Raw genomic sequence first — 24172 nt, forward strand, 5'->3', positions numbered from 1 at the left:
CGCCGGATCCGGTTCACGGTGCCCGCGGTCCCCACGAGCAGACGCCGGAGCCGGTGCCGGAGCCGGCGGCGCCGGTCGTGGCGCCGTACGGCGACGTGATGGCGGCGGCGGAGGAGTATCTGAGGCTGTTCCACGCGGAGAACCCCGCGGAGGGACCGGTGGAGCCGCGCCTGCGCGAGGTGCGGGCGGAGATCGGCAGGAGGGGGACCTACACGCACACGCCCGCGGAGCTGGCCTTCGGGGCGAGGGTGGCCTGGCGCAACAGCGGCAGGTGCATCGGGCGGCTCTACTGGCGGTCGCTGCGCGTGCGCGACCGCAGGCACGTGAACGATCCCGGTCAGGTGGCGGCCGAGTGCGTGGAGCACCTGAGGGACGCGGCGCCCGGCGGCCGGATCCGCCCCACCATCACGGTGTTCGCCCCCGACCGGCCGGGAGCGCCGGGACCGAGGATCTGGAACGAGCAGCTGATCCGGTACGCCGGATACGAGATGGACGACGGCTCGGTCGTCGGCGACCCCCGGTACGCGGGGTTCACCACGATGCTCCGCAAACTCGGCTGGCCGGGCGGGCCGGGCACGCCGTTCGACGTGCTCCCCCTGGCGGTCTCGGCCGGTTCGGGACCGCCGCTGCTGGCCGACGTCCCCGGTGACGCGGTGCTGGAGGTGCCGATCTCCCATCCGGTCTACCCCTGGTTCGAGGAGTTCGGGCTGCGCTGGCACGCCGTACCGGCGATCTCGAACATGTGCCTGGAGATCGGCGGGGTCTGCTACCGGGCGGCGCCGTTCAACGGGTGGTACATGGGCACCGAGATCGGCGCGCGCAACCTGGCGGACGAGGACCGCTACGACCTGATGCCGGCGGTGGCCCGGCGGATGGGCCTGGAGGTGGGCAACGACCGCTCGCTCTGGCGCGACCACGCCCTGGTGGAGCTGAACGTCGCGGTCCTGCACTCCTTCGAGCGGGCGGGGGTGACCATGACCGATCACCACACCGAGTCGCGGCGCTTCCTGATCCACCTGGAGCGGGAGGAACGGGCGGGCCGGATCTGCCCCGCGGACTGGAGCTGGATCGTTCCGCCGATCTCGGGCTCGGCCACCCCGGTCTTCCACCGCTACTACGACGAGGCGCGGCTCTCACCGGCCTTCGTCCAGCATCCCGACTCGCTGGAGCTGGGACTGGGCCGCGCCGCGCGGCGCGGCTGGTGAGCACCGGGGCGTCCGGACCGGGTAAGCGGACGCTTTCGCCGGAGGGGGAAAAGGTGTAGAACGTTATTCTGTAGCTTGGAGGAAGGGGTGGAGATGCCGGATCCGGTGCTGTCCTCGCTCGACCGGGGTGTGCTGACGCTGACCCTCAACCGGCCGGACAGGCTCAACGCCTGGACCGACGAGATGGGGCGGCGCTACTTCGACCTGCTGGCCGAGGCGGAGAAGGACCCCGACGTCCGGGTGGTCGTCGTGACCGGGGCGGGGAAGGGGTTCTGCGCCGGGGCGGACTTCAAGACGCTCGGCGCGCTCCAGGACGGCTCCTACGCCGGTGAGCCGGACCCGCGCCCCACCACCTTCCCCACCACCCTCGGCAAGCCGGTCATCGCCGCCGTCAACGGGGCCTGCGCCGGGCTCGGCATGGTCCACGCCCTGGTCTGCGACCTGGTGTTCACCGCCGCGGAGGCCAAGTGGACCACCGCCTTCGCCCGTCGCGGGCTGATCGCCGAGTACGGCGTCTCCTGGGTCCTGCCCCGGCTGATCGGCCAGGCCAGGGCCATGGACCTGCTGCTGTCCGGCCGGACCTTCACCGGGCAGGAGGCGTACGCGCTGGGCCTGGCGGCCCGCTCGGTGCCCGGGGAGAGCCTGATGGAGGAGACCCTGGCCTACGCCCGCGAGCTGGCCGTGCACAGCTCTCCGGCCTCCATGGCGGTGATGAAGCGCCAGGTCTGGGGCGACTGGACCACCACGCTCCAGGCGGCGGAGTCGGCGGCCACCCGCCTGATGGCCGAGTCCTTCGGCCGGCCGGACTTCGCCGAGGGCGTCGCCAGCTTCCTGGAGCGCCGCCCTCCGAGCTTCCCGCCCCTTTGACGTCCTCTCCTCCGGAGGGCGGGGGATCCCGGCCCCGTCCTCCGGAGGCGATGGCGGTCCCTGCCCGGGCTCAGCGGGAGGCCGGTTCCAGGGCGGAGGGCTCGGAGGATTCGGAGGACTCGGAGGACTCGGAGGGCTCGGAGGGCTCGGAGGGCTGCTCCGGCCGGTCGAACTGGGTCCGGTACAGCTCCGCGTAACGGCCGCCGGCGGCCAGCAGCTCGGCGTGCGCGCCCCGCTCCACGATCCGCCCGTCCTCGACCACCAGGATCAGGTCGGCGGCCCGCACGGTGGAGAGCCGGTGCGCGATCACCACGGCGGTCCGGCCGGCGAGCGCCTCGCCCAGCGCCTCCTGCACCGCCGCCTCCGAAGTGGAGTCCAGGTGGGCGGTGGCCTCGTCCAGGATCACCACCTGGGGCCGGGCCAGCAGCAGCCGGGCGATCGTCAGCCGCTGCCGCTCCCCGCCGGAGAGCCGGTAGCCGCGCTCGCCGACCACGGTGTCCAGGCCGTCGGGCAGCGCGGCGACCAGGCCATCGAGCCGGGCGCGGCGCAGCGCCTCCCAGAGCTCCTCGTCCGCCGCCTCGGGCCGGGCCAGCAGCAGGTTGGCGCGGATCGACTCGTGGAACAGGTGCCCGTCCTGCGTCACCATCCCGACCGTCTCGCGGATCGACTCCGCCGACAGGTCCCGCACGTCCACGCCCGCCAGCCGTACGGCGCCGGCGTCGACGTCGTAGAGCCGCGGCAGCAGCTGCGCGATCGTCGACTTGCCCGCCCCGGACGAGCCCACCAGGGCCACCATCCGCCCGGGCCCGACCCGGAAGGAGACGTCGTGCAGCACCTCGGCGCCGCCGCGCGCGTCCAGGGCCGCGACCTCTTCCAGCGAGGCGAGCGAGACCTTCTCCGCCGACGGGTAGCCGAAGCGCACCCCGTCGAACTCCACCGAGACCGGCCCGTCCGGAACCCGCCGGGCGCCGGGCCGATCTGCGATCATGGGCTTCAGGTCCAGCACCTCGAAGACCCGCTCGAAGCTCACCAGGGCGCTCATCACCTCCACCCGCGCGCCGGCCAGGGAGGTCAGCGGCGCGTAGAGGCGGGTGAGCAGCAGTGCGAGCGCGACGACGGCCCCCGGGTCCAGCGTCCCCCGCAGCGCGTAGAAGCCGCCGAGCCCGTAGACGACCGCCAGGGCCAGCGCGGAGACCAGCGTCAGCGCGGTGACGAACGCCGACTGCACCATCGCGGTGCGCACCCCGATGTCACGCACCCGCCGGGCCCGCGCCGCGAACTCCGCCGACTCCCGCGCCGGGCGTCCGAAGAGCTTCACGAGCATCGCGCCCGGGGCGGAGAAGCGCTCCGTCATCTGGGTGCCCATGGCCGCGTTGTGGTCGGCGGCCTCACGGCGGAGCCGTGCCAGCCGGGCGCCCATCCGCCGGGCGGGCAGCACGAACACCGGCAGCAGCACCAGCGCGAGCAGGGTGATCTGCCAGGAGATCTCCACCATCACGGCGAGCGTGAGGACGAGCATCGCCAGGTTGCCGACCACGTTGGACAGGACGTCGGTGAACGCCCGCTGCGCGCCGATGACGTCGTTGTTCAAGCGGCTGACCAGCGCACCGGTCCGGGTCCGGGTGAAGAAGGCGATCGGCATGCGCTGCACGTGGTCGAAGACGGCGGTGCGCAGGTCGAGGATCAGCCCCTCGCCGATGGAGGCCGACAGCCACCGCGCCATCAGCCCGAGCCCGGCCTCCACCAGCGCGATGACGGCGATGAGCGCGGACAGGCGGACGACGATCTCCAGCGGCGCCCCTGCGACGATGGCGTTGACGGCACGGCCGGCCAGCACCGGGGTGGCGACCGCCAGGACGGCCGTCACCAGGCTGAGCACCACGAACCACACCAGCCGCCGGCGGTGCGGCCGGGCGAAGGCCGCGATCCGCCGGAGCGCCGCCCGGGAGAACGGCCGCCGCTCGTCCTGGGCGTTCATCGTCCGGTACAGGGCGTTCCACGCCGTCATCTCCATGCTCATCGCACACCGCCGATCTCCGTCACCGGGATGACGGGCCCGGGACCGGATCCGGGCCGCGGGATCGTGCCGTGTTCCCTCATGACCGGCCCCTCTCTGCGGAGACGTCCGCGGAAGCCGCAGGCTCATCTGGATTCATGAGCAGACCCTAAAACCTCAACCAAAGTTGAGATCAAGTCATGGCTCCGGACCCATGGTCGGGCAGGGGCAGGGGCAGGGGCAGGGGCAGGGGCAGGGGCAGGGGCAGGGGCAGGGGCAGGGGCAGGGGCAGGGGCAGGGGCAGGGGCAGGGGCAGGGGCAGGGGCCGTGCGCCGGTCCGCCGTACGGCCGCAGGGGCGGTGCCTGCCGTACGGCGGACCGGGCGACGCGGCCGGTCGCGCGGAGGGTCAGGTGAGGTGACCTGCCGCGCGGAAGGTCAGGTGACGTGGGAGAGCCAGTGGGGCGGGGTGGCGAAGGGGGCGGTGAAGTCGGTGACGGCCTTCATCAGGTGGTCGGCGGCGACGCGGGCGTTGGCGATGACGTCCGGGGGGTAGGCGTAACGGACCTGGTGCTCGTCGAACTCGTCCTCGTCGTCGAGGAAGATCCGGCCGTCGCGTTTGCGGATCACGTCGAGGTCCAGGTCGACCATGGTGACCTCGCCGTCACGCCACTCGGGCACGGTGGTGATGTCGCAGTAGATCTCGGTCTTGTCGGGCTCGGCGTTGAACAGGGCCGTCCACCACCCGTCGCGGGGGAAGAGGATCACGAAGGCCTGCTGCCAGATGATCGGGGGCTCGGAGCCCTTGCGGCCGAGGGTGCCCGCGACGCAGCCGGTCCAGACGCCGTGCTCGTCCTCCCCCAGGAGCAGGGCGGGGTGGTGCCAGTGCAGACTGCCGTCGTACTTGCGGTAGACGACGTTCACGGTTTCGAAGGACATGCACCGACAGTAGAAGACCAACTGTTCCGGCGCCCGCCGATATCCGGCGCCTGTGGACGGCCGGGCCCGGTGTGGTGGAGGGTGCCGGTGCGGCAGGTGGTGCCGGGCCCCGTCACGCCGGACTGTGTCACGCCGGACTGTGTCACGCCGGACTGTGTCACGCCGGACCGCGTCATGCCGGGGTCCGGAGCGGCGAGCGCGGCACGGGCGCCCGGCGGAGGAATCGGCGGAAGTGGGGACGGGCGCCCGGTGGGAGGGCCCGTCCCGCGGGGTTCAGGCCAGGCGACGGGCCCCGGCGGCGGGGGACGCGGGGTAGACCTCCGGCGGCGCCCAGCCGTGCTCGGCGTAGGCCAGGAGCACCGCGTCCCGGACGGGCTCCACCCGGTCGTCGGCGACCAGCGCGATCGCCGACCCGCCGAACCCGCCGCCGGTCATCCGCGCCCCTCGGGCCCCGCCCCGGATCGCGGCCTCCACGGCCACGTCCAGCTCCGGGCACGAGACCTCGAACTGGTCGCGCAGCGACAGGTGGGAGGCGTTCAGCAGCGCCCCGACCTCCCGGACCGCTCCGGCGCGCAGCAGTCCGACGACCGCCTCCACCCGGTGGTTCTCGGTCACCACGTGCTGCACGCGGCGGCGCTCGTCCCCGGAGAGCCGGGCCAGCGCCCCGGCCAGGTCGGTGACGTCGCGCAGCGCGGCCACGCCCAGCCGGGCCGCTGCGCTCTCGCAGTCCTGCCGGCGCCGGGCGTACTGGCCGTCGGCGAGCTCGTGGTGGACGCCGGTGTTGATGATCAGAAGCTGGAGGCCGTACGCGGTCAGGTCGAACGGGATGGTCCGGGCGCCGAGCGTCCGGCAGTCCAGGAAGAGGGCCCTGCCCTCCTCGCATAGCGCCGAGGCCGCCTGGTCCATGATCCCGCAGGGCATGCCGACGAAGTCGTTCTCGGCCCCCTGGCAGACGCGGGCGAGGTCCATCCGGGACAGGCCCAGGCCGTACAGCTCGTCGAGCGCGAGGCCGACCGCCACCTCCAGCGCGGCGCTCGACGACAGTCCCGCGCCCTGCGGCACGTCCCCGTCGAGCACGATGTCCGCGCCCCGCACCGGGTGCCCGGCCTCCCTCAGGGCCCAGACCACCCCGGCCGCGTACCGGGTCCAGCCCTCGGCCTCCTCCAGGGCCTCGACCGTCACCGCCGGGCCGGCCGCCTGGAGGGAACGGAGACGGACGAGGTCGTCCGTGCGGGGCGAGACCGCCGCGGTGACCCCCCACGGCACGGCGAACGGCAGCACGAACCCGTCGTTGTAGTCGGTGTGCTCCCCGATCAGATTGACCCGGCCCGGCGCATGCCAGACCCCGTGGGGTTCGGTGCCGAACGACTCGCGAAAAGCCTCAACAACCTTCATTTTCCAACACTCCTCAACGCGACTCCACCGTACCCTAGCGAGTCCTGTGGAGCCCTCCGCCGAGTAAGGTCACATCTTGAGCCGGTTCGCCCAGCGGATGTGCGAACAGGGCGGCGGTTTGATTGAATGCGTCGGTGCGGCTTGCGCGAGGGGCGGTAGCTCAGCCGGTTAGAGCAGGGGACTCATAATCCCTGGGTCGCGGGTTCGAGTCCCGCCCGCCCTACCCCTCACAACCTGCGACGATGCCGTCTCCTTGATCGTTTACGTGTCTGTTTTGTCGCCTGGTGGGCACACGGTGGGCACACGCCGCTCCGCGGGGTCCCATGGTGATCATTTCCCGGGCGGTCATTTCCCGAGCGCGGACCGGGGCACGATCGCCGCCACCGCCTCGGCGGCGGCCTTGGCCACCTCCGGGAAGACGTGCTGGTAGAAGTCGCGGGTGAAGGCGGCCGTGGCGTGGCCGCACTCCTCCTTGACGACGTTGATGTCCACACCCGCCGCGAGCATGAGCGAGGCCGCGCCGTGCCGCAGGTCGTGCAGCCGGATCGGCGGCAGCGGAGCCGCGAGGGCCGTCAGGACGGCACGCTCGGGTACGGCGTGCGCGCGGGCGAGCCGCTCGACGCTCCAGCCGTCCTCCGCGTGCCTGCGGCGGATGACGGCGTGCCGGGTGAGGAAGCGGTCGAAGCGCTGGGAGATGCCGTCCGGGCTGAGCGGCTCACCGGTCTCCTTGGTGAAGACCCGTCCGGAGTCCACCCAGCCGTCGCCGAGGGCGAGCCGCAGCTCGCTCTGCCGCTTCTTGCAGGCGCGCAGGACCTGGACGGTCTGGTCGTCCAGGGTGACGGTGCGCTCGCCCGCGTCGCTCTTGGGATCGTCCCAGCCGTCCTCGTCGCCGGTGACGTGACCGGGGTTGGTCTCCCGGACCAGGAGCGTCCCGGCCGCCAGGTCCACGTCGCTCCAGGGCAGCCCGGCGACCTCGCCGCGCCGCAGCGGACGGTAGGCGAGCAGGTGCCAGAGCGCGTACAGGGCGTCGTCGGCGACGAAGTCCAGGAACGCGCCCGTCTGCTGCGGCGTCCACACCATGACCGGTGCCGGGCGGCGACCGGTCTGCTGCCAGCGCTCGATCCGCTCGGCCGTCCAGACCAGCGGGCGCCGCCTGCGGGGCGGCACCAGCTCGATGTGCTCGGCCGGGTTGAAGGGGATCCGCTTGCGGCGGACCGCGCTGTTCAGCGCACTGGTCGCGGTGGCGTGGATGCGCTTGATCCGCGAGGCGCTCAGCGGCCGCCGGGCCTGCTGCGTCTCGGTGCGGGCCTCCAGCAGGCGGCGCAGCATCGGCGACGGCCGCACCCCGTCGGCCAGGCGGCCGATCTGCCGCATGGCCGCGTACAGCTCCTCGAAGTGGTGGTCGCGCAGGTCGGACATGCGGACGTGCCCGAGGCCGGGCCGGTAGTAGAGCCGGATGTGCGTCAGGTAGCCCGTGCGGGTGTTCTCGCTCAGCCAGGCCTTGCCGGCGATCCACTGGTCGAGGTAGTCGCCGAAGGTCTGCCGGTTCACCCCGTGGTTGGTGCCCTTGTTGGCCCCGTCGACGGCCTCGGCCAGCGCCGCCTCCGCCTCGGCCCTGGTGGCGTAGGGGCCGATCTTCTCCTGCCTGCGCCTGCCGTCCGCCCCGCGCGGCAGGTCGTAGCGGGCCCACCAGGACCCGTGGTCTCTTCTGCGTAGCTTGGGGCAGCCGGGGCCGTACTGCCGACCGGTCGCCGGGTTGCGGCAGCCGCAACGCTTGAAGGTGGAGCCTTTCACCGATGTGCACCTCGTGAGTCGTCGGAGACGTCGGCGAGGCGCGGACGGTGCGGCTCCAGACCGAGCACCGCGAGCAGGACCGCGGTCGGGACCAGATAGGACCGGCCCGCGCGGATCACCCGGCAGGGGAACTCGCCCGTGCGGGCCAGCTCGTAGGACTTGGTACGGCCGAAGCCGAGTGCCCTGCCCGCCGTCACGACGTCGATCACCGGAGGCAGCGCCAGCAGCTCTGCCCGGGACATGGGCGCGTTCATCGCCGGTCCCCGGCCGCGCTCGGCACACCGCCGTCCGACCCTCGCCTGTTGGCCAGGCTCCGGACGGCGGCCGGGGTGCGGAACCGGAGCGGTTCCGGCCGGTCATCCGTCCGGTGCCGGACGGATGCACCCCTGGCTCGGACGGGGTCGTCAAGGTTCTCGTCTCGCCTGGTAGCGGCGGTGCGGTGCCGCGTGTGGTGCCGGAGAGCGGCTCCGGCGTCGTGCTCCGGATGCTGCGATGTCGTCATGCCGATGTGGCCCGAACCCCGAGCCCTGGTCCCCACCGGAGAAATACCTGGAGGACGGTGCCTGATGGGACATCGGCAACGGCGGGGAATGCGGATCAGCGCGGCCGGGGTGCTCCGGTGCGAGACTGCGGGACCGCATAGACGCAGGTGACGGCGTTCTCGGACACTTTCCGTACACGGCCGGGACACGGCACCCGGGGAGTGGCGAGCGGGTGATCGCCGCTCTTCGGACCGACAATCTTCCGGTCAAATCTTCAAGATCGACGTCTGAACGCGGCCCGGATCCACAGTCTTTTTCCAGGTGACAGGGGAGCGCGGACGACTCGGAGCCGTGGGAGCCACTCGGCACCGGTCCCCACCCGGCCAGTCCGCAGTCTCACACGAAGGAGGAGAGCCCGACGGCTCCCGAGGCCTCCGAGTCCGCGCCGCCCTGACAACCCGCCCGTTCCCTGCCGTCTCCGGGAGGAGCTCACGACCTGTTTCTGCCTGCCTGCCTGGCCGTCGTCAGAGCCGTGTCGGCATCGGTCGCTCCACCGGATCTCGGGGCGGCGGCCGTGACCGGGCCGGTGCACGCCCTGTCGGCCCGCTGACGGGCGGACCACGCGACCTCCGCCATTTGCCCGGCCTCCCCGGCAACGGGGCCGACGTCGGCTGTCAGCGGCCCGCTGCGCTACCGGCCACCGGCGCGGGTCCTTCATCGGCGCGCCCACCTGGTTTTCCGATCACGGAACCGTCCGCAGATCCGCACTACCGAAGGGAACGCAGAGCATGGCGAGAAACCCGCGCAGCCTCCGCCAGCCGACCGGCCCGCGCGCCGACCCGGCCCTCCTGGGCGAACTCGCGGCCCGGCTCACCGAACGCGACCACGATCTGCTGGCCACGGTGTTCGAGCACCGCGTGCTCACCACCCACCAGATCGAGCACATCTTCTTCACCCGGCCGCAGATCGCCCGGCGGCGCCTGGCCGTACTCCACCGCCTGGCGGCGCTGGAACGCTTCCGCCCGTGGGCTCCGACCGGTTCCTCACCCTGTCACTGGGTCCTCGGCCCCGCCGGAGCCGCCGTCCTGGCCGCTCAGCGGGGGATCGGCGTCACCCGGCTCGGCTACCGTCGGGACGCCGCGATGAGCGTCTGCCTCTCCTCCCGCCTCGGCCACCTGATCGGCGTGAACGACTTCTTCGCCGGCCTGCACCGGCACGCCCGGCGGAGCGAAGGGACGACGCGGGTCGCCGAGTGGTGGAGTGAGCGCCGCTGCGCCGCCCTCTGGGGCGACCTGGCCCGCCCGGACGCCTACGGCCGCTGGATCGAGAACGGTGACCAGGTCGACTTCTTCCTCGAACACGACACCGGCAGCGAGCCGCTGGCCAAGGTCGCCCGGAAGCTCAACGACTACGCCGACCTGGCCGAGGCCACCGGCATCACCACGCCCGTCCTGCTCTGGCTGCCGAGCGTCCGGCGCGAGGCCAACCTCCGCGAGCTCATCGGAGTCCCAGAGGTGCCGGTCGCCACGGCCGTCCACACCCTCATCGGCGACGGTCCCGCCGGGCGCGTCTGGCTAGCCTGCGGATCGCAGGGACCACGACGGCGGCTGGCCGAGCTGGCCGATCTTCCGCTATGACCAGACCAGATCAGGCCGGCCATACGCCCGATGGAGCCCGAACACGGAACGACGATCGGTGACACGGCTCGGCCCCGTACGGCACGCCCATATGCCGCGGGGCGCCCTATGGGCGAGTCGGCTCCATCACCGCATCGGACAGAAGGGGAATGACCAGCGGGAATATCCCGCGCGGGGAGAGGTGGTCAAAGCAACCTCACGAAGCGCATCGCGGACCACATGACGGACGGAGGCATCGGCAGATCGGGCCGTAGCCGCGTCGCTCTGCCCAGGCGGCGTCGCGGTGAAGCCGTCCCGTGTGTCGTATGGCAGTCCTCTTGACGGACCCTCCGTGGCGATCGGCCTTCCGCTGGCCACCCGGAGCTGCGGCGGTCAGGATCATGAATCGACTCTCTATTGCCTTGCAAGCCCGTCGGCCGGGCGTGACGATCCCCTTCATCGGCCGTCAGGCTGTGTACGGCCGCCCAGGTCACCGAGAAGCCTGTCGAGCAGGGGCGGGAGGTGCGGTGTGCCGAGAGTCTCCAGGATGCGGGGCACGTTCACTCCGACACTGGTGAGCCTTGCGATCGGAGCGCCGTCGAGGCGGCGCAGGACGATGTGGTCCGGATCGATGTCCCGGTCGGCGGCGAAAAGGATGTACGCGATGGGGGTCTTCTCCCTGCTCACCGCCTGGCCGTAGACGAAGCTCTGGTAGAGGTCGGCGGACGCGACCGTCCGATCGCTGTAGAGCTTGTACTTGACGTCGACCGGGCGCCGCCAGGCACTCGGGCCGCGCCCCAGAACGAGTTGGATGTCCGGAGCGATCGAGGTGTAGTGACGGCCGTCGGGACGGCTGATGCTGCGCGACAGGCTCTCCTGCGCGTGCACAGCGATGCCGGTGCGGTGCGTGGCCTCGCGGAGCAGCTGCGTGGCGAAGGCCTCGAACAAGCTGTTCATGTCCAGCAGGAAGGTGCGGGATGACGGCCCGGCAGTGGAGAAGAGGCCGGAGAAGCCGGGTGCCTGCAGCAGGAGCAGTGCCCACCGATGCGCCCGGCGGTAGTGCTCGTTGTGACGGTGGTAGACCAGATACTGCGCGGCCTGGCGCGCGTCGAGGCCTTCCGCGGCGCAGACCTCGGAGAAGTCGCTCGCCACGTGGCGAGCCCGGGTGCGTACGGTCCTGTCCCGAGCGGTACGGGCGGCCACGTGGAGAGCGGCCGCGCATACTCGGTTGTCGAGGATGTCGCCGTCGAACTCATCGAAGCGGCACTCCAGCGCGTCCAACCGGCCGAACCGGCGCAGTACCTGTCGATCGGCGAGCAGCCGGCCGCGCATCGCGGGCAGTGTCTCCTGCCGCCGGACGTAGTCGCGCCGCAGCCCATGCCGTACCAGCGCCTCGCATTCGAGCGTCAGCAGCAGGCAGATCAGATCCCGCAGGTCGTGCCCGCTGTCCGGAAGGTCACGCAGGCGGTCCACCTGCCGGAGCGCAGGCAGACCGCTCGCGTAGTCGAGCATCTTCAGCACGGCCAGCTCACGGCCGACCAGCTTGGGACGGACATGGATCGTGACGCAGTCGAGGGAGACGACTCCTACGTGGGAAGTCGCCTCCACTTCCAGCTTCCCGTCCGCCAGCCAGCGCAGTCTCAGCCGGCCTCCGAGATCATCGGAGTCGGCCGCCGCCCGGTCGGCAGGACTCGGCGTCAGACCGCTGATGACGACCTTCTGGTACTCGTCCACGACCTCGGTTCTCATCAGCCGCCCGCGTTCGCCAGGAGCTCGGTGTAGAGCGCGTCGATGAGTTTCTCGTCGTCGATGTCGTTGATGCGGTGCTCGACGTCGTCGACGACCTCAGGTCCGAGGAACCGGACGAGCATGGAGTAGTCGTCGTAGGCGTACTCCTGCAGCAGGGGCAGCACCTCGTTGTGGATCACGGCGGCGAGAGTGGCCTCGTCCTGTACGGGTTTCCCGTCGAGGAGAAAGAACGAGTGGCCGATCTGACGCTCACGGCCCAGTTCCTTGAGCACACGGCGGTTGAGCTCGTCGAGCAGGTCACCGAGGTCGATCTTGCCCACGAACGAGCCCTGGAGCAGGGCGGCGTCCGGAAGCAGCTCCTCGAAGGCGAACCGCCTGCGCAGCGCGGAGTCCAGCAGCCGGATGCTGCGGTCCGCGGTGTTCATCGTGCCGAGCAGGTAGACGTTCGGCGGGACGCTGAAGTCCTCGCCGCTCTGCGGGAGGACCACACTGAGGCCGCGTTTGTCCTTCTCCAGGAGAGTGATCAGCTCGCCGAAGATCTTCGGTATGTCACCGCGGTTGATCTCATCGATGAGCAGCAGATACGGATGGTCAGGATCTTTCTCTGCGGCCCGGCAGATGCGTTTGAAGACACCGTCCACGAGGGACAGGTACAGGCCCGAGCCCTGGCCTTCGACTGGACGGAAGCCCTCGATGAAATCCTCGTAGCCGTACGCCGGGTGGAAGGTCACCTGGGTGAGGTGGCCTGCCGGTCGCCCGTCGCGCCGGGCCAACTCGGCCACCAACCGGTGGACGGAACCGCCGTCGGGATCGGCGTCGGACTCCAGTCCGAGCTTCTCCGAGAGCCACCAGGCGGCGAAACGCAGGGAGGTGTACGTCTTGCCGGTGCCCGGCGGGCCGAACAGCACGAGTTGCCCCTTGCGGGTAAGCGCTGTGGCGAGTTTGGAGAGCTGCGGATCCGCTTGCGGCACCACCGGGCCGTTTCCTCGTCCGGGGGCTGGTTCCTTCCAAGTACCGGTTCCCGCTTGAATGATCTTCCAGAGGCGGGTCGGCACGCCGGCCACGGTGACGACACCCCAGCGTTTCTCCGGCTCTGGAAGCGTCTGGGCATAGGAGGTGTCCCAGTCCACGGCCACCGTGTGCCGGAACTCGGGGCGATCCTCGCGCCAGGTGTAGCCGGTTTCGGTGACGTGTCCGACGGCGAGAACCTGCCGGGTGCCCTTGTTGGCGACGATCAGATCACCGGGCTGGAGCTGGGTCAACCGCCACAGTTCCCGAGCCTTCGTTGTGATCTTGGATTGATTGTCCTTGTACTCCTTGCTGTAAGCCGCTCGGAACGCTTCGAGGAAGTCGTCTTCCGCTGGGTAGGCGGTGAGGTCTCCGACGTCGTCCCAGCCGACGCAGATGTATCCGCCCTCCAGGCACTCCTGCCAGTACTGCGCATCCGACCCGGGTGCGATTTTGACTACGGCCGCGCTCTGCCTGGGATCGCTCCACCAGTACAGGAAGCTCGCGATCTCTCTGCCGTGCCATCCGCGGAAGTGGTCGATCTGGTCGACCAGCTGTTTCAGCCGTGCATGGGCCTCGAACGGTTCCAGCTTCGAGGCGTCCTCGCCCGACAGCAGCGAGACGAAGTGGCGGACGTGCTCCCGGCCGTAGATCGGCAGCATGCGGTCCGAGAAGTAGACGTAGAGGGTCTTCGCCGTCAGGCTGGGTCCCGAACGGAGCGCTTTGATCCCGTTGACCGCCGCGATCTCGCCTTCTCCGCCAGGACGAACGCGTCGAGGAACCCCTGCCGTAGATGTGTCCACGCCTCCTGCTCGTTGCCGAAGGCGGGGTCGTGGTACCAGCGCTGGTCCTTCTTCTGGCGGAAGATCATGTGCTTGCGGGCGCTCCCACCGCCGATGCCGCCCAGCCCTGCGGTGCCGAACTCCATCTGGTAGCAGAAGGTGTTCCTGTAGTCGGCGACTCCGAGCGCGTACCGTTCGAGCGGCATGTCGGCCCAGGCCGTGAGAGGAAACTCCCGGCGGACCCGCTCGAGATCGGAGACGGCTCTGGAGGCATCGTCTGTGGCGGTGGACCGGTCGAAGGCCGCAAGGGCCTCGGCCAGGGGCATGTGAATCGCACGCCCGTCCTCGGTCATCGGGACCTCCTTCAGGATGCAGTCGTCACAGGCGTCGGTGATCGGTTCCCCGACGCCGTTGAGCAAACCGTGTATCCGGGCGAACTCCCGGCGGCCCTCCCGGTCGCTCGGCGGAGCGGAGTCGAGGAGGCGTTGCCATGTGAGGCCGTCGGGATCGTCGTACAGCCGCCAGCCGGACCGGTCGCCGCCACGCAGACGCCGGCAGTCCTCGCTGTGGTGCATGCTCTCGCCGCTCCCGGAGCAGATGACCTTCCCCGGCGATGGGATCAGCCTGTAGTTCCTGCTCCCGTACTTGATGATCTCGGGCATGGCATCGGGCATCCGGGCTCCAGGTCGGGGTGAACGAGGTGGCCTACGGTGCTGGGGCTCCGCTTGTCATAGGGGCGGGTGACCTTGCGGTGGTTGCTGCTCTCTGTAATACATACATCACCGATTGCTTTAATGCTGGGCGGCTGGAGAACATGTCGCGGTCAATAGGGCGCTGCTCTCGCAGCGATGGAGGCGCTGGTGCAGGCCGTGAAACGGCGACGCAGGCCCGGAAGAACGGCCTCCAGGTAGATCGAGCGCAGGTACGGCTACGTAGCCGGAGAAAGGATCATCCTGTCCACGATCGGAACAGATGTCGACAACGGGGCGGACACTTCAAGACTGGTGGGTCCGCTTATCGAGCCCGGCCGCGTAGGAGGAGTTCCCAGAGCCGTACGGCACGCGCGGTCACTGTCCACTCCGTCTCGTGGACGACGACGCGGCCCTGGAGAACGCGGAGGCGTCTGATGAACGCCAGTCCGCCGGCCTCGCACAGCTCGAACTGGACCTCCTGGCAGACGCAGGTGTGGCTGCGCCCCCGGATCCGATCGGTGCGGGGGACCGGAACGGCCCAGCGGATCCGCTCGTGTGCGGCGGCGAGCGGAGCGGCATGGACGCCGTGGAACTCCAGAGGAAAACCCATGCCCGCCTCCTTGAATGGCTGCGACGGCATGGCCTGGGCGGTGACGCGCCCCGGCCATGCCGCCGCGTCGTACGGCGCCGTCCCCTCCACGAGTGGCGCCGTACGAGGTCGTCGGGTTCCGGAACAGGGAAGGCGCGGCGGCGGTGTGGGATGGACCCGCACCCGCCTGCACGTCGGCGCGGGTCACGCCGCCGCGCCGGTCAGGAGGCCGGTCGGCCGACCTCAGCGAGGACCCGCTCGATGAGGTCGGCGGCGGCCGTGATGTCGTCGACGCGGCTGATCGGTGCGCGCCAGGGGAACCAGTACCAGAGCGCGCCGCTGTCGTCCGGAGCGGTCAGGATGCTCTCGGTGAGGACGGGCGCAGCGGTGTTGGTGACGATGAGGCTCAGCGGGCGGCCCTCGACCGTGCGGAGCCGCACGCTGAAGCGCCGCTTCTCCAGCTCCGCCGCCAGGCTCTGCAACGCCTCGTGGGCGGCTTGGGTGTCAACGAGCTCTCGGTTCATGCCGCCGACCGTACGGCCGGGGCGCAGCGGCGAACCCAAGTGGCACTTGGGGGTTGGTTACGCGATGACGCGGGCCCGGACCGCGAGGTCGAGCAGGGACGGAGAGGGACGGCGCTGCTTTTCGATCAGTTCGCTGATGGTCTGCCGGGCGACCGGGCTGAAGACGATCGTCTCGGTGGAGTGCCGCTCGGACAGGCGCAGGCACGCCAGCGCCTGCTCCGGGTCGCGGCGGTGGGCGTGGCCGCGGGCCAGGTCGATGAGGTGCTGCGCCCGGCGGTTGGAGGAGGGGATGGTGGAGACGTCGACGGCTTTGGCGCGGTCGACCGCCACGGCCGACCGTCCGGTCTCCACCTCGATGGCCACGGCGTAGACGGCCACGTTCGCCGCGCCGAACATCGTCAGCGGGTTGTGGTGCGCGGGACCCAGGGCGGTCGCCGCGCGGCAGGCCAGGTCCCAGTGCCGCCAGGCGTCGGCGGCCTGCCGGTTCTTCGCGTACGCGATCGCCGTGAACAGCTGCAGAGACCCCCACACCGACAGCGCCGCCTCGGACGTCTCGCACGCGGGCCGCAGATGCTCCGCCGCGGCGGTGGCGATCTCACACGCCTCGCCGGCCTGGCCGCGGCCCAGGGCGGCCATGGTGGAGGTCCAGGCGGAGGCCGCGAGCAGGACCGGGTCCTCGGTCTCCTCGGCGGCCACCATCGCCCGGTCGGCGGCCCGCGCTGCCGGCTCCGGCTCGCCCACGCAGTACAGGAACCGCTGGGCCAACTGGAACACCTCGGCCAGGACCGTCCAGGTGGCGCGCCGCTCAGGCGGCTGCGCTGCGCGGTGCACGCCGAGGGCGTCGCGCAGCAGCCCGGGAGCCACGACGCCCAGCGCCGTGTACGGCCGCACCGACCGGTGCCAGGCCGACCACGCCATGGCCAGCCGACGCCGCAGCCGGTCGACCTCGACGGACAGGTCACCGGCTGGCTGGGCGGGGAAGACCGGGGTCGAGAGCACCTGCCGCAGGGCGGGCACCGCCTCGTGTCGGACCCGGCCACCCTCGGCCAGGCTGCAGGTCATCCCGCCCAGCCGGTCTTCGGCGATGAGACCCAGGTCGCGGACACCGAGCACGCGCGCCAGCGTGACCAGGGTGGAGAGCTTGTCCAACCGCTGCTCGCCGCGCTCGACCTGGCGCAGCCACTCCTCGGTGCGCCCGCACAACTCGGCGCAGGCCCGCAGGCCCAGCCCGCGGCGCAGCCGGAGCGCGCGGACACGCCGGCCGATACGCCGGTCCGCCTCACCGTCATCGTTGTGCTGCGTCACCATGGCACGACCTCGGGCCTCGGACGTAGGGTTCGCGTGGAACCACGGTAACCACGCGTTGCGCCGCAGGAGGGCGACAACGGGTGATCGGTGCAGCGAGGAGCGCGGCGGGACATGACGAACGGCAGGCCGGTTCTGTACGTGATCGCGTGCGGAGGGCGGCCGGCCGGAGAGCTACCCGACCTCGTGACGCACGCTCAGCAGGAGGGCTGGACCGTCTGCGTGGTCGCGACCCCCTCGGGGACGAAGTTCATCGACTCCGCCAGGCTCGCGGAGCTGACCGGGTATCCGGTGCGCAGCGACTACAAGCGCCCTGAGGACCCGGACGTCCTGCCTCCGGCCGACGCGATGGCGGTGGTCCCGGCCACCTTCAACACGATGAACAAGTGGGCCCAGGGCATCAGCGACACCCTCGCCCTCGGGCTGCTGAACGAGGCACTCGGCCTGGGGCTGCCGATCGTGGCCGTCCCCTGGCCCAACGTCGCCCTCGCCCGCCATCCGGCCTTCGGCAACAGCGTGGCCCTGCTCCGGGAGTGGGGCGTGAAGGTCGTCCTCGACCCGGAGCGGCTCCCCGCCCCCGACTCGGGCCAGCCGGGAGCCGCCATGTTCCCCTGGGAGGACTTCCACAAGGAGCTCCGGACGATGCGCACCATCTGATAGAGGCTAATTCCGGAGCGTTTCGTGGAGACCGCGGCCTCCACGAAACCCGACGCGGTTCAGGCTCACCCTTTCTCTTCGGGATGGATGGCGTGTTCTTTCAATGGAGGAGCAGGCGGCGTGTGGAAGGCCAATCCTGAGATCCGTCCCGACTGGATCACCGGACCGAACTGCACGCCTCCGCTGACGACGTTGCGCACGGTGTTCGTTCGCGGGCTGCGCAGCTCCGAGTCCAAGGCGCCGAGCAGGCGCAGCAGTTCGGCGGCCGTAACGGGGTCGGACAGCAGCAGACGACGCAGCCGGAGCCGCCACTGGGCCTCCACGTCAGCCGCCATGCCGCCGTCACCTGCGTCACACGCGGCCATGACCTCACCGCGGGAGATCTCCAGATCGAGGAGCAGGTCTTCCGCCGCGTGCTTGCCGACGAAGAAGCGCGTAAGTCTCTCCTTCACCTGTGTCCAGGAATCCGTGACCATCAGTCCGATCAGCGTCGCCGCTCCCGAACCCGCCAGAGCGGCAAGCTCTGCTTCCACGATCCGCCTCCGAGAAACGTCGTCAGGGCCGACATGGTGAATGCTGTGATGCGGCTCATCCGAGATCACCGACCGGCGGTCCCTCGCCGGGCCTCCCGGAGGGAGGGGCCTCATCATCTGGCATGAAGTCGTCAGGCGCGTCGAATCTGCGTATTAGATCGTCGGCGACGCCCTGCTTTCCGTACTTGGTGAGGTATTCGGCCACCTGCCTGCTGAACAGGGCACGCTGCGGGTCGCCGTCCGGAAAGTCAGCGGACTTCAAGAAGGTCGCGAAGATGTCGGCGGCGGAAGAGTCGCACCTCAAGCCGGATGTGCCCGGCTCGCCGTCGTCCGCCAGCCGGGGGGAGGACTGCCACTGGGTCAAATGGCGAAAATGCTCGGGAACCTCCTGGTTGTTCGCGGCGGAGGAGACCTGGGCAAGGATGCCTAGGTCCTCCACCACCTTCTCCACCTGGTCGTCGTTCCTGGCGAGCCACCAGACCACGGCGCTACCGGGATCCTTCAGCACGTCCTTCCCCAGGTACTCCCGTCTGCTCTGTTCGTAGGTCCTCTCGTGCTCCCAGACGGCTTTCTCCTTGCGTATCTCCGCGAGTTTGTCCAGCCGCTGCCGGTCGTGATCGGAGAGGGTGAGTACGACCGACTCGGCCATCGCCCGCACGCGTTCCGCGGTGTCCGGTTGCATCGTGCCCAGCGCGCCGTTCAGTTCGTGCTGGACGAGCGAGGCTCTCCCCGGAGGCCGGTCCCTCGTGATGGCCATGGCGCGCTCCAGGATCGCGTCGACCGCCAGGTTGCCGAGGTTGGCACCCGCCTCGCCCGTCGTTCCGCCGAGGGGAGACCAGCGCACCGTCGCCGAGAAGAGAAAGTCGTAATCCTCCTCCTGGCTCGGCAGCGCGACGTCGACGACCCGATGCTCCCGGTTCTCCACCGGTGGCGGGAGGAAGTACGTCGGCTCCGCCGGAGAAGCGGCATGCGTCCCGTGACTGAGGTGTCTCACGATGAGGAACCCGGCGCCGGCCACCGCGGCGAGCGCCGCCCACATCCAGGGCGGAAGCGGGGCGAACACGATGAGACCGATGAGGAGCAGTCCCGCGAAGACGGCGAAATACATCGTGATCGTTCTACGGCCGGAGCCCATGGTGTTGTCCTTCCAATGCGTTGTCACGGTGACGGCTCACCGGTCTCGGAGACCCAGCGCAGCGTCGATCTTCTGCCGGACGAGGGCGAGGAACGGGGCGCGGCGCTCCCGCCCGTCCGCTGAGAGATCCCGGGCTGCGACGTACAGGAGGGCCAGGAGATCCGTACGTTGCCTGCCGCCCCTGATGAGGACGTCGATAAGGGGCCCGCGCTGTGCCTCGCCCTCGAGGGCCGTTCGGAACCAGTGCTGTGCCTGCGCCCGCCAGACCTCGTACGGGCACATGAGGAAGACAAGGTGCCATCCGGCGGCCAATTGCTCCTGCACGCCGGGGTCGGACAGCGGGGAGTGCGTGTGCGGTCCCGGTGCCGTGAGCGGCGCCGGATCGGCGAGTTCCAGGAACAGGCCGGCGTCGAACCGCCGCCATCTCTCGCTTTCCGACTGGAGCCGCTGGACCAGTCGCTTCAGCATCCAGACGCGTAGTTGCGCGTCAGAGCCCACCAGTCGGGCGAGTGCATCTCGGGCGTGTACGGTCCCGGCCTCCCTGCGGGCCAGGTGGTGGAGCCGGACCAGAGCCTGGTCCGGGTGGTGCACCGCGATCACCTTCCAGCACGTCACGGCGAGCACCTGGGTGAATTCTCGGGAGACGGGGGTGGTCTCCGCCGCATCGAGGATCTTCCGGCGGAAGAACCGGCTGTGCACCTCGTCCTGGAGTCCGTGGTGTAGCGCTCGGACTGCGGCTTCCAGCCGGAAGCGGGTTACGGGGGCTCCGGTGCACTGCCGCACGAGATCCATCAGCATGTTCGGGTGTCCGTCGTGCAGACACTGCCGGGCGAACCGTTCGACCAGTTCGTCGCGGTCGCTCTGTTCCAGGCCGGGCAGGTCCACGATGCCGGCGACCCACTTCTGGAGGGGGTCTCGCAACTCCGGCCAGTGGGTCCAGAAGTGGGACCGGACCGCGGAGTCGTATCCGAACTTGTCGAACCTGACCCGGCCGGAGGCATCGGCCGATGCGCCGATCTCCTTGAGGCGTACGGTGAGGTCCGTGTGCTCCAGCAGCGGGAGGTCGGCCTGCGGGTGCTTCACCTTTCGGAGGAGCGCAGCGGTGGCGCGGTGAACGATCTCGGCGCGGGTTCCGTGCAGCATGGCTGTGGCCAGCAGCAGCGCTCGTTGCGGCCCTTCGCGCAGGGTGGTGAGCTTTTCCGTAACACGTGTGCCCTGCCGGTTGTCCAGCACGGCCAGGGCGTCCTCGCACCAGGCGGCGAATCCGCCCTCCGATCTCTCCCGCGCCTCGACGACGAGCTCGGCGAGGTCCGCGATCTTCCGCATCGAGGGCGTCCCCGCCAGGAAATCCGAGAGGGGTTTGGAGATGGAGTCGGTCTCGGTGACCGGGATGTCCGCCGCACGCAGGTAGCGCTGGAACACCGTCTGCTCGGGTGGGCGGGTGATCTCGACTCGGAAGGCGCTGAGATCCGGTTGAAGCCGCCCGGCCGTCCCGGCCGGGAGCACCACCACCAGCCGGGCGGCGTGCTCGTGCGCGGCCACCCGGAGATCGTGGAGTTCGCCCCGAACCTTGGACCAGGTCTGTTCGTCGGCGGGTGCCGACAGGTCCACCAGGATCAGAGCGCTGTCTCCGACCTGGTCGAGGTCGAGACAGCGCTGCCCGCCATCCTCGTCCGGCAGGATTTCGTGGAACGTCTCGTGTCCGGAGTGCAGCTCGTACAGGAGCATCCACGCCGCGCTCCTCCGCCCCGCGCCCGGTGTTCCGTCCAGGAAGACGGTGCCGTTGCATTCCAGGATCCGGCGGGCGCGGGCGAGACCCGGCGGGGGGACGAAACGCTTCCGGAGCCAGGCCAGCTGGTCGTCGGCGATGCGCCGGGGGTCCTTGCCGGCGGCCTGCGCCAGCTGCGTGAACGATATGTGCTGGGTCACGTACTGGTCGCCGTCGCCCGTGTGCGTCGCTCCGTAGTTGCTCTCGACAAAGGTGCCGGACCGCTCGTTCAACGCTTGCCCTCTTCGTCCTCGCGGGAGTTCCCGAACCGGTGGCCGATGCCGCCGTGATTGTCTCCGGCGACATACGTCGCCCCGTCGCCGGAGAAGTGCTGGGAGTCGCGGTAGACGTTGCCGTTGCCCAGATGGGCGATCCCGTGGTTGTTCTTGATGCCGGTCCCGACGTCCCCGGCGGTGATGTCGCGGCCCTGGAGGACCGGGCCGTGCACGTTGTCCGCCGCGTTGGAGACGGAGCCGGAATCGGGGGCCCCCGGTCGGGGAGCAGGACGGACGACCGGCCCGAGTGACGGGATCCACTCGGCGATCCTGGTGAACAGGCGTCTGAGGCCGGCCTGGAGGTCCTCCATGTCCAGGCGTTCCGACTGGACCTCGGCGAGCCACTTCAGTTCCAGCGGAAGATCCGCCGGATCCAGTCGCCGGGCTCCCGGTCCTTCCAGGACGGGTACAACCGGTATGCCGAAGGTGAGCGCCTCGAGCAGCTCCCGGCGGACCCAGTCGTCCTTGTCGCGCAGCCTGGGGGAGCGGGCCCAGGCCGGGCCGATGACGGCGAGGACGACGGTGGCGCGCCGTACGTTGCCGAGCAGTTCCTCGGGGAAGCGCTGACCGGGCCTGATGGACCTGGTGGCGCGGAAGACGTGGTCCTCTCCTCCGAGGATTCCGGAGAGCTCCCTGTCGATGAGGAGGGCGGTTTTCTCCCCGTCGCCGGTGCGGTAGTTGATGAACACGGTGGCCATGTGGGGTCCTCTCTACGGGGTGATGATCTGGACGGTCGTACCGAGGTCGGGAGCGAGCTCGCGTACCGACCGGTTGCGCGGATGACGGGCCAGGACGCGAGCGAGGCTGCGCAGGTCCGGGGCGATCGTGGCCGAACCCACCGTGACGACGTCACCGAGCAGCCTGCCGGTGAGGGCACACGCATGATCGACTTCCCCGGCCGCCGCGTGGGCGAGCGCGCAGCGCACCCCGTAACGGACCCGGGTACGCAGCGCCTGGGGTGACACCCGCTTCAACTGTGCTTCCATGATTTCGGCGGCCTCGGCCGGCCGCCCCAGGTCGTACAGGCACCAACCAGTGATCATCTCGGCCGGGTCGGTCAAGTTGGTGGTGCCGATGACAGGTACGTCGGGGTCGGGGACATGGCGGGTGAGGAGCGTCCGCGCCCGGTCCAGAGCGCGCATGCAAGCCTCGTAGTCACCCGCGAGCGCATGGCCCTGCGCCTCCCTCTGCGCGGCCAGGCCGCGGATCCGCGGTGGCAGCCTGCCGCTCTGCGCCTGCCTGGCCAGCTCGACGGTCTGCACCGCATCCTCGCGGTAGAGCGTGACCAGCGCCCGGCGGACCAGTCCGTACGCGGCCAGGTCATGGTCGCCGCCGGCGGCCGCGAGGTCGACGGCACGTTGCGTCCACCACAGCGCCGCCTGCTCGTTCCCCGTCTCCTGCACCAGCCAGCCGACGTACTCGGCGTACCGGGCACCGAGTCGCAGCAGCCCTTGGCGGGTCCGGGAACCGGCAGGGACGGACAGCTCCCGGAGCGTATGGGTCTGTGCGATGAGTGCGGGGAGCAGGAGGCCGGGACCGACCGTCTGGCCGAGCCGCCGGTAATGGTCGAACAGTGAGCGGGACGTTCCCAGAAGCGTCGGGTCCTCGATTCCAGCCTGGTTGGCCGGTCCGCCGATGCTCATCCCCGCGATCGAGACCGCACCGGCGGCCATCGCCTGCCTTCGGCTCATAGGCTGGAACCGGTTCTGTCCGTCTACGGACAACTGCATCAACCACACCTCGTCGTCACCGTTCTCCTGGGCGGGTTCTCTGTCAGGAGGTGGCCCGCAGACCAGAGCGGCGAGCCTCCCTCCGGCATCGAGTACGTTGTCGCAGAGACGAGCCAGTTCGCGGCTCGGTGCTTTGATGCCTCGTTCGACCTTGCTGATCTGGCCTTTGCTGTAATGAACCAGTTTGGATAAATCGGTAAGGGTGAGATCGGCGGCGAGGCGCCGTCTGCGAAGTTCCCTGCCGAAATGGACCGGCTGCTCGACCACACGAACCTCCGTCGCTGTCCGCCCGTGCAGTCTTGAGCCGGTGCGCACCAGCCTGCGTCATCTGCTCTCGGGGAGACAAGACTCGTCCTGGGGTTTCCCGTTTCCTCCTTCGAAGGAAACGGGAGGCCGTCATTCCTGTCCAGATTGATCCGAGGGCTCCGTGTGACTTCTTCCTGTTCCTAGAGGGCGTTGTCTTTCGATCATGGTCTTCAGTAGCCGGGTTGAAGTCCGGGCGGCCGAAGGGAAGAGGCGGGTACCGGGTTTCACATAGGATGGCCCGTAAATCGGGTAGGAATACTTGTTCGTATGTTGCGAGAAGAGTGGCCGACTGTGACTAAAGGAGTGGCCTATATAAGAGGTTTGGGGTGTGGAATTATGGTCCTTGATTTTCTTAGGGGCGTCTGAGTGACGATCGACCACGCGTCGTCTCCGGCGGTGGTTGGGTGTCCGGGGGTTGGGCGGCTCGGTGCGGTCGTTGACTGACGAGACCGTGACGGGCACGGTAGCCGGTGTGCCGTGATATCCGGTGGGGCACGTGGTGGGCACGGACGGGTGTCCGTGCCCACGTACGGGTCGTCAGCAGCCGTCACCGGAAATCGCCGCTGACGTGCGGAAACGGCCTCATCCGGCACCGCCGATCATGGTCTGTCACGGGGCGAGGCACGCTCATAATCCCTGGGTCGCGGGTTCGAGTCCCGCCCGCCCTACCCCTTGTGACCTGCGGCGATTCCGTTTCCTTGATCGTTTCCGTGTCCGCTTTTTCGCCTGGTGGGCACACGGTGTGGGCGGCTCGCCGATGAAGGGGCTCGCCTGAAGGGGCATCTGCTCATCCTGAGGGTGAGTCGCTCTGGGACGGTGCGGGGCTT

At 70.0% G+C, this 24172-nt stretch carries 21 protein-coding genes and 1 tRNA gene; 6 read left to right on the forward strand and 16 right to left on the reverse strand.

Annotation, left to right across the window (positions count from 1 at the left end; translation table 11 throughout):
• Window positions 1-53 precede the first annotated feature (53 nt).
• A complete protein-coding gene (locus ACFOWE_RS14490) occupies window positions 54-1205 on the forward strand; it encodes a nitric oxide synthase oxygenase (RefSeq protein ID WP_377287850.1) in 1152 nt (383 codons plus the stop codon).
• A 93-nt stretch (window positions 1206-1298) separates the two neighbouring features.
• Window positions 1299-2072 (forward strand): enoyl-CoA hydratase-related protein, encoded by a 774-nt coding sequence (locus ACFOWE_RS14495; RefSeq protein ID WP_377287852.1) that lies wholly within the window; start codon window positions 1299-1301, stop codon window positions 2070-2072.
• A 70-nt stretch (window positions 2073-2142) separates the two neighbouring features.
• On the opposite strand, the gene ACFOWE_RS14500 is transcribed toward ACFOWE_RS14495, so the two are convergent.
• Window positions 2143-4092: an ABC transporter ATP-binding protein gene (locus ACFOWE_RS14500; protein ID WP_377287854.1), complete on the reverse strand. Its 1950-nt coding sequence runs from the start codon at window positions 4090-4092 to the stop codon at window positions 2143-2145.
• Between the two features lie 190 nt (window positions 4093-4282).
• On the opposite strand from ACFOWE_RS14500, the gene ACFOWE_RS14505 reads away from it, so the two are divergent.
• A complete protein-coding gene (locus tag ACFOWE_RS14505) occupies window positions 4283-4483 on the forward strand; it encodes a hypothetical protein (protein WP_377287856.1) in 201 nt (66 codons plus the stop codon).
• A 21-nt stretch (window positions 4484-4504) separates the two neighbouring features.
• On the opposite strand, the gene ACFOWE_RS14510 is transcribed toward ACFOWE_RS14505, so the two are convergent.
• Window positions 4505-5005 carry a DUF402 domain-containing protein gene (locus ACFOWE_RS14510; RefSeq protein WP_377287858.1) on the reverse strand — a complete coding sequence of 167 codons (501 nt, stop codon included), beginning with the start codon at window positions 5003-5005 and terminating at the stop codon, window positions 4505-4507.
• Between the two features lie 273 nt (window positions 5006-5278).
• The gene (galK, locus tag ACFOWE_RS14515) at window positions 5279-6400 is read right to left on the reverse strand and encodes a galactokinase (protein WP_377287860.1); all 1122 of its coding nucleotides are present in this window, start codon (window positions 6398-6400) and stop codon (window positions 5279-5281) included.
• A gap of 149 nt (window positions 6401-6549) precedes the next feature.
• Between galK and ACFOWE_RS14520 the strand changes: the two genes are divergently transcribed.
• A tRNA-Ile gene (locus ACFOWE_RS14520) sits at window positions 6550-6623 on the forward strand.
• 122 nt (window positions 6624-6745) lie between these two features.
• Here the strand turns inward: ACFOWE_RS14520 and ACFOWE_RS14525 are convergent.
• Both ACFOWE_RS14525 and ACFOWE_RS14530 read right to left on the reverse strand, forming a co-directional pair.
• Window positions 6746-8194, reverse strand: a complete 1449-nt coding sequence (locus tag ACFOWE_RS14525; protein WP_377287862.1) for a tyrosine-type recombinase/integrase — start codon at window positions 8192-8194, stop codon at window positions 6746-6748.
• Window positions 8191-8448: a DNA-binding protein gene (locus ACFOWE_RS14530; protein ID WP_377287863.1), complete on the reverse strand. Its 258-nt coding sequence runs from the start codon at window positions 8446-8448 to the stop codon at window positions 8191-8193. The genes ACFOWE_RS14525 and ACFOWE_RS14530 overlap by 4 nt, the downstream gene beginning before the upstream one ends.
• A 1016-nt stretch (window positions 8449-9464) precedes the next feature.
• Between ACFOWE_RS14530 and ACFOWE_RS14535 the strand changes: the two genes are divergently transcribed.
• Window positions 9465-10313 carry a replication-relaxation family protein gene (locus ACFOWE_RS14535; protein WP_377287865.1) on the forward strand — a complete coding sequence of 283 codons (849 nt, stop codon included), beginning with the start codon at window positions 9465-9467 and terminating at the stop codon, window positions 10311-10313.
• 435 nt (window positions 10314-10748) lie between these two features.
• On the opposite strand, the gene ACFOWE_RS14540 is transcribed toward ACFOWE_RS14535, so the two are convergent.
• From ACFOWE_RS14540 to ACFOWE_RS14565, 6 genes are all read right to left on the reverse strand, one after another.
• Window positions 10749-12041, reverse strand: coding sequence for an McrC family protein (locus ACFOWE_RS14540; RefSeq protein ID WP_377287867.1), 1293 nt, complete (start codon window positions 12039-12041; stop codon window positions 10749-10751).
• Entirely contained in the window at window positions 12041-13711 is a 1671-nt protein-coding gene (locus ACFOWE_RS14545; protein ID WP_377287869.1) for an McrB family protein, read from the reverse strand. The genes ACFOWE_RS14540 and ACFOWE_RS14545 overlap by 1 nt, the downstream gene beginning before the upstream one ends.
• Before the next feature lie 35 nt (window positions 13712-13746).
• Window positions 13747-14493, reverse strand: coding sequence for a hypothetical protein (locus ACFOWE_RS14550; protein ID WP_377287871.1), 747 nt, complete (start codon window positions 14491-14493; stop codon window positions 13747-13749).
• A gap of 352 nt (window positions 14494-14845) precedes the next feature.
• Window positions 14846-15133, reverse strand: a complete 288-nt coding sequence (locus ACFOWE_RS14555; protein ID WP_377287873.1) for a hypothetical protein — start codon at window positions 15131-15133, stop codon at window positions 14846-14848.
• Between the two features lie 200 nt (window positions 15134-15333).
• A complete protein-coding gene (locus ACFOWE_RS14560) occupies window positions 15334-15636 on the reverse strand; it encodes a hypothetical protein (protein ID WP_377287875.1) in 303 nt (100 codons plus the stop codon).
• 57 nt (window positions 15637-15693) lie between these two features.
• Window positions 15694-16944: a helix-turn-helix domain-containing protein gene (locus ACFOWE_RS14565; RefSeq protein ID WP_377287877.1), complete on the reverse strand. Its 1251-nt coding sequence runs from the start codon at window positions 16942-16944 to the stop codon at window positions 15694-15696.
• Window positions 16945-17055: 111 nt separating this feature from the next.
• Between ACFOWE_RS14565 and ACFOWE_RS14570 the strand changes: the two genes are divergently transcribed.
• Window positions 17056-17598 carry a flavoprotein gene (locus tag ACFOWE_RS14570; RefSeq protein ID WP_377287879.1) on the forward strand — a complete coding sequence of 181 codons (543 nt, stop codon included), beginning with the start codon at window positions 17056-17058 and terminating at the stop codon, window positions 17596-17598.
• Between the two features lie 65 nt (window positions 17599-17663).
• Here the strand turns inward: ACFOWE_RS14570 and ACFOWE_RS14575 are convergent, their stop codons facing one another.
• From ACFOWE_RS14575 to ACFOWE_RS14595, 5 genes are all read right to left on the reverse strand, one after another.
• Complete coding sequence (locus ACFOWE_RS14575; protein WP_377287881.1) at window positions 17664-18131, reverse strand: hypothetical protein; 468 nt, start codon at window positions 18129-18131, stop codon at window positions 17664-17666.
• A 55-nt stretch (window positions 18132-18186) separates the two neighbouring features.
• A complete protein-coding gene (locus tag ACFOWE_RS14580; protein WP_377287883.1) occupies window positions 18187-19239 on the reverse strand; it encodes a hypothetical protein in 1053 nt (350 codons plus the stop codon).
• A gap of 63 nt (window positions 19240-19302) precedes the next feature.
• Window positions 19303-21267 (reverse strand): hypothetical protein, encoded by a 1965-nt coding sequence (locus ACFOWE_RS14585; protein WP_377287885.1) that lies wholly within the window; start codon window positions 21265-21267, stop codon window positions 19303-19305.
• Entirely contained in the window at window positions 21264-22007 is a 744-nt protein-coding gene (locus ACFOWE_RS14590) for a toll/interleukin-1 receptor domain-containing protein (RefSeq protein ID WP_377287887.1), read from the reverse strand. Before ACFOWE_RS14590 ends, ACFOWE_RS14585 begins: the two co-directional genes overlap by 4 nt.
• Before the next feature lie 12 nt (window positions 22008-22019).
• Window positions 22020-23306, reverse strand: a complete 1287-nt coding sequence (locus tag ACFOWE_RS14595) for a helix-turn-helix domain-containing protein (RefSeq protein WP_377287889.1) — start codon at window positions 23304-23306, stop codon at window positions 22020-22022.
• Between the last annotated feature and the right edge of the window lie 866 nt (window positions 23307-24172).

It is taken from the genome of Planomonospora corallina, assembly GCF_042650625.1.
Taxonomy (GTDB): domain Bacteria; phylum Actinomycetota; class Actinomycetes; order Streptosporangiales; family Streptosporangiaceae; genus Planomonospora_B; species Planomonospora_B corallina.

What these genes read in the sequence shown, in the direction of transcription:
- ACFOWE_RS14580 (WP_377287883.1), bottom strand. Translation starts at nt 19,239, where the DNA reads ATGTATTTCGCCGTCTTCGCGGGACTGCTCCTCATCGGTCTCATCGTG.
- ACFOWE_RS14500 (WP_377287854.1), bottom strand. Translation starts at nt 4,092, where the DNA reads ATGAGCATGGAGATGACGGCGTGGAACGCCCTGTACCGGACGATGAAC.
- ACFOWE_RS14505 (WP_377287856.1), top strand. Translation starts at nt 4,283, where the DNA reads ATGGTCGGGCAGGGGCAGGGGCAGGGGCAGGGGCAGGGGCAGGGGCAG.
- ACFOWE_RS14590 (WP_377287887.1), bottom strand. Translation starts at nt 22,007, where the DNA reads ATGGCCACCGTGTTCATCAACTACCGCACCGGCGACGGGGAGAAAACC.
- ACFOWE_RS14540 (WP_377287867.1), bottom strand. Translation starts at nt 12,041, where the DNA reads ATGAGAACCGAGGTCGTGGACGAGTACCAGAAGGTCGTCATCAGCGGT.
- ACFOWE_RS14570 (WP_377287879.1), top strand. Translation starts at nt 17,056, where the DNA reads ATGACGAACGGCAGGCCGGTTCTGTACGTGATCGCGTGCGGAGGGCGG.
- ACFOWE_RS14550 (WP_377287871.1), bottom strand. Translation starts at nt 14,493, where the DNA reads ATGCCCGAGATCATCAAGTACGGGAGCAGGAACTACAGGCTGATCCCA.
- ACFOWE_RS14565 (WP_377287877.1), bottom strand. Translation starts at nt 16,944, where the DNA reads ATGGTGACGCAGCACAACGATGACGGTGAGGCGGACCGGCGTATCGGC.
- ACFOWE_RS14555 (WP_377287873.1), bottom strand. Translation starts at nt 15,133, where the DNA reads ATGGGTTTTCCTCTGGAGTTCCACGGCGTCCATGCCGCTCCGCTCGCC.
- ACFOWE_RS14530 (WP_377287863.1), bottom strand. Translation starts at nt 8,448, where the DNA reads ATGAACGCGCCCATGTCCCGGGCAGAGCTGCTGGCGCTGCCTCCGGTG.
- ACFOWE_RS14510 (WP_377287858.1), bottom strand. Translation starts at nt 5,005, where the DNA reads ATGTCCTTCGAAACCGTGAACGTCGTCTACCGCAAGTACGACGGCAGT.
- galK (WP_377287860.1), bottom strand. Translation starts at nt 6,400, where the DNA reads ATGAAGGTTGTTGAGGCTTTTCGCGAGTCGTTCGGCACCGAACCCCAC.
- ACFOWE_RS14495 (WP_377287852.1), top strand. Translation starts at nt 1,299, where the DNA reads ATGCCGGATCCGGTGCTGTCCTCGCTCGACCGGGGTGTGCTGACGCTG.
- ACFOWE_RS14545 (WP_377287869.1), bottom strand. Translation starts at nt 13,711, where the DNA reads ATGCTGCCGATCTACGGCCGGGAGCACGTCCGCCACTTCGTCTCGCTG.
- ACFOWE_RS14535 (WP_377287865.1), top strand. Translation starts at nt 9,465, where the DNA reads ATGGCGAGAAACCCGCGCAGCCTCCGCCAGCCGACCGGCCCGCGCGCC.
- ACFOWE_RS14560 (WP_377287875.1), bottom strand. Translation starts at nt 15,636, where the DNA reads ATGAACCGAGAGCTCGTTGACACCCAAGCCGCCCACGAGGCGTTGCAG.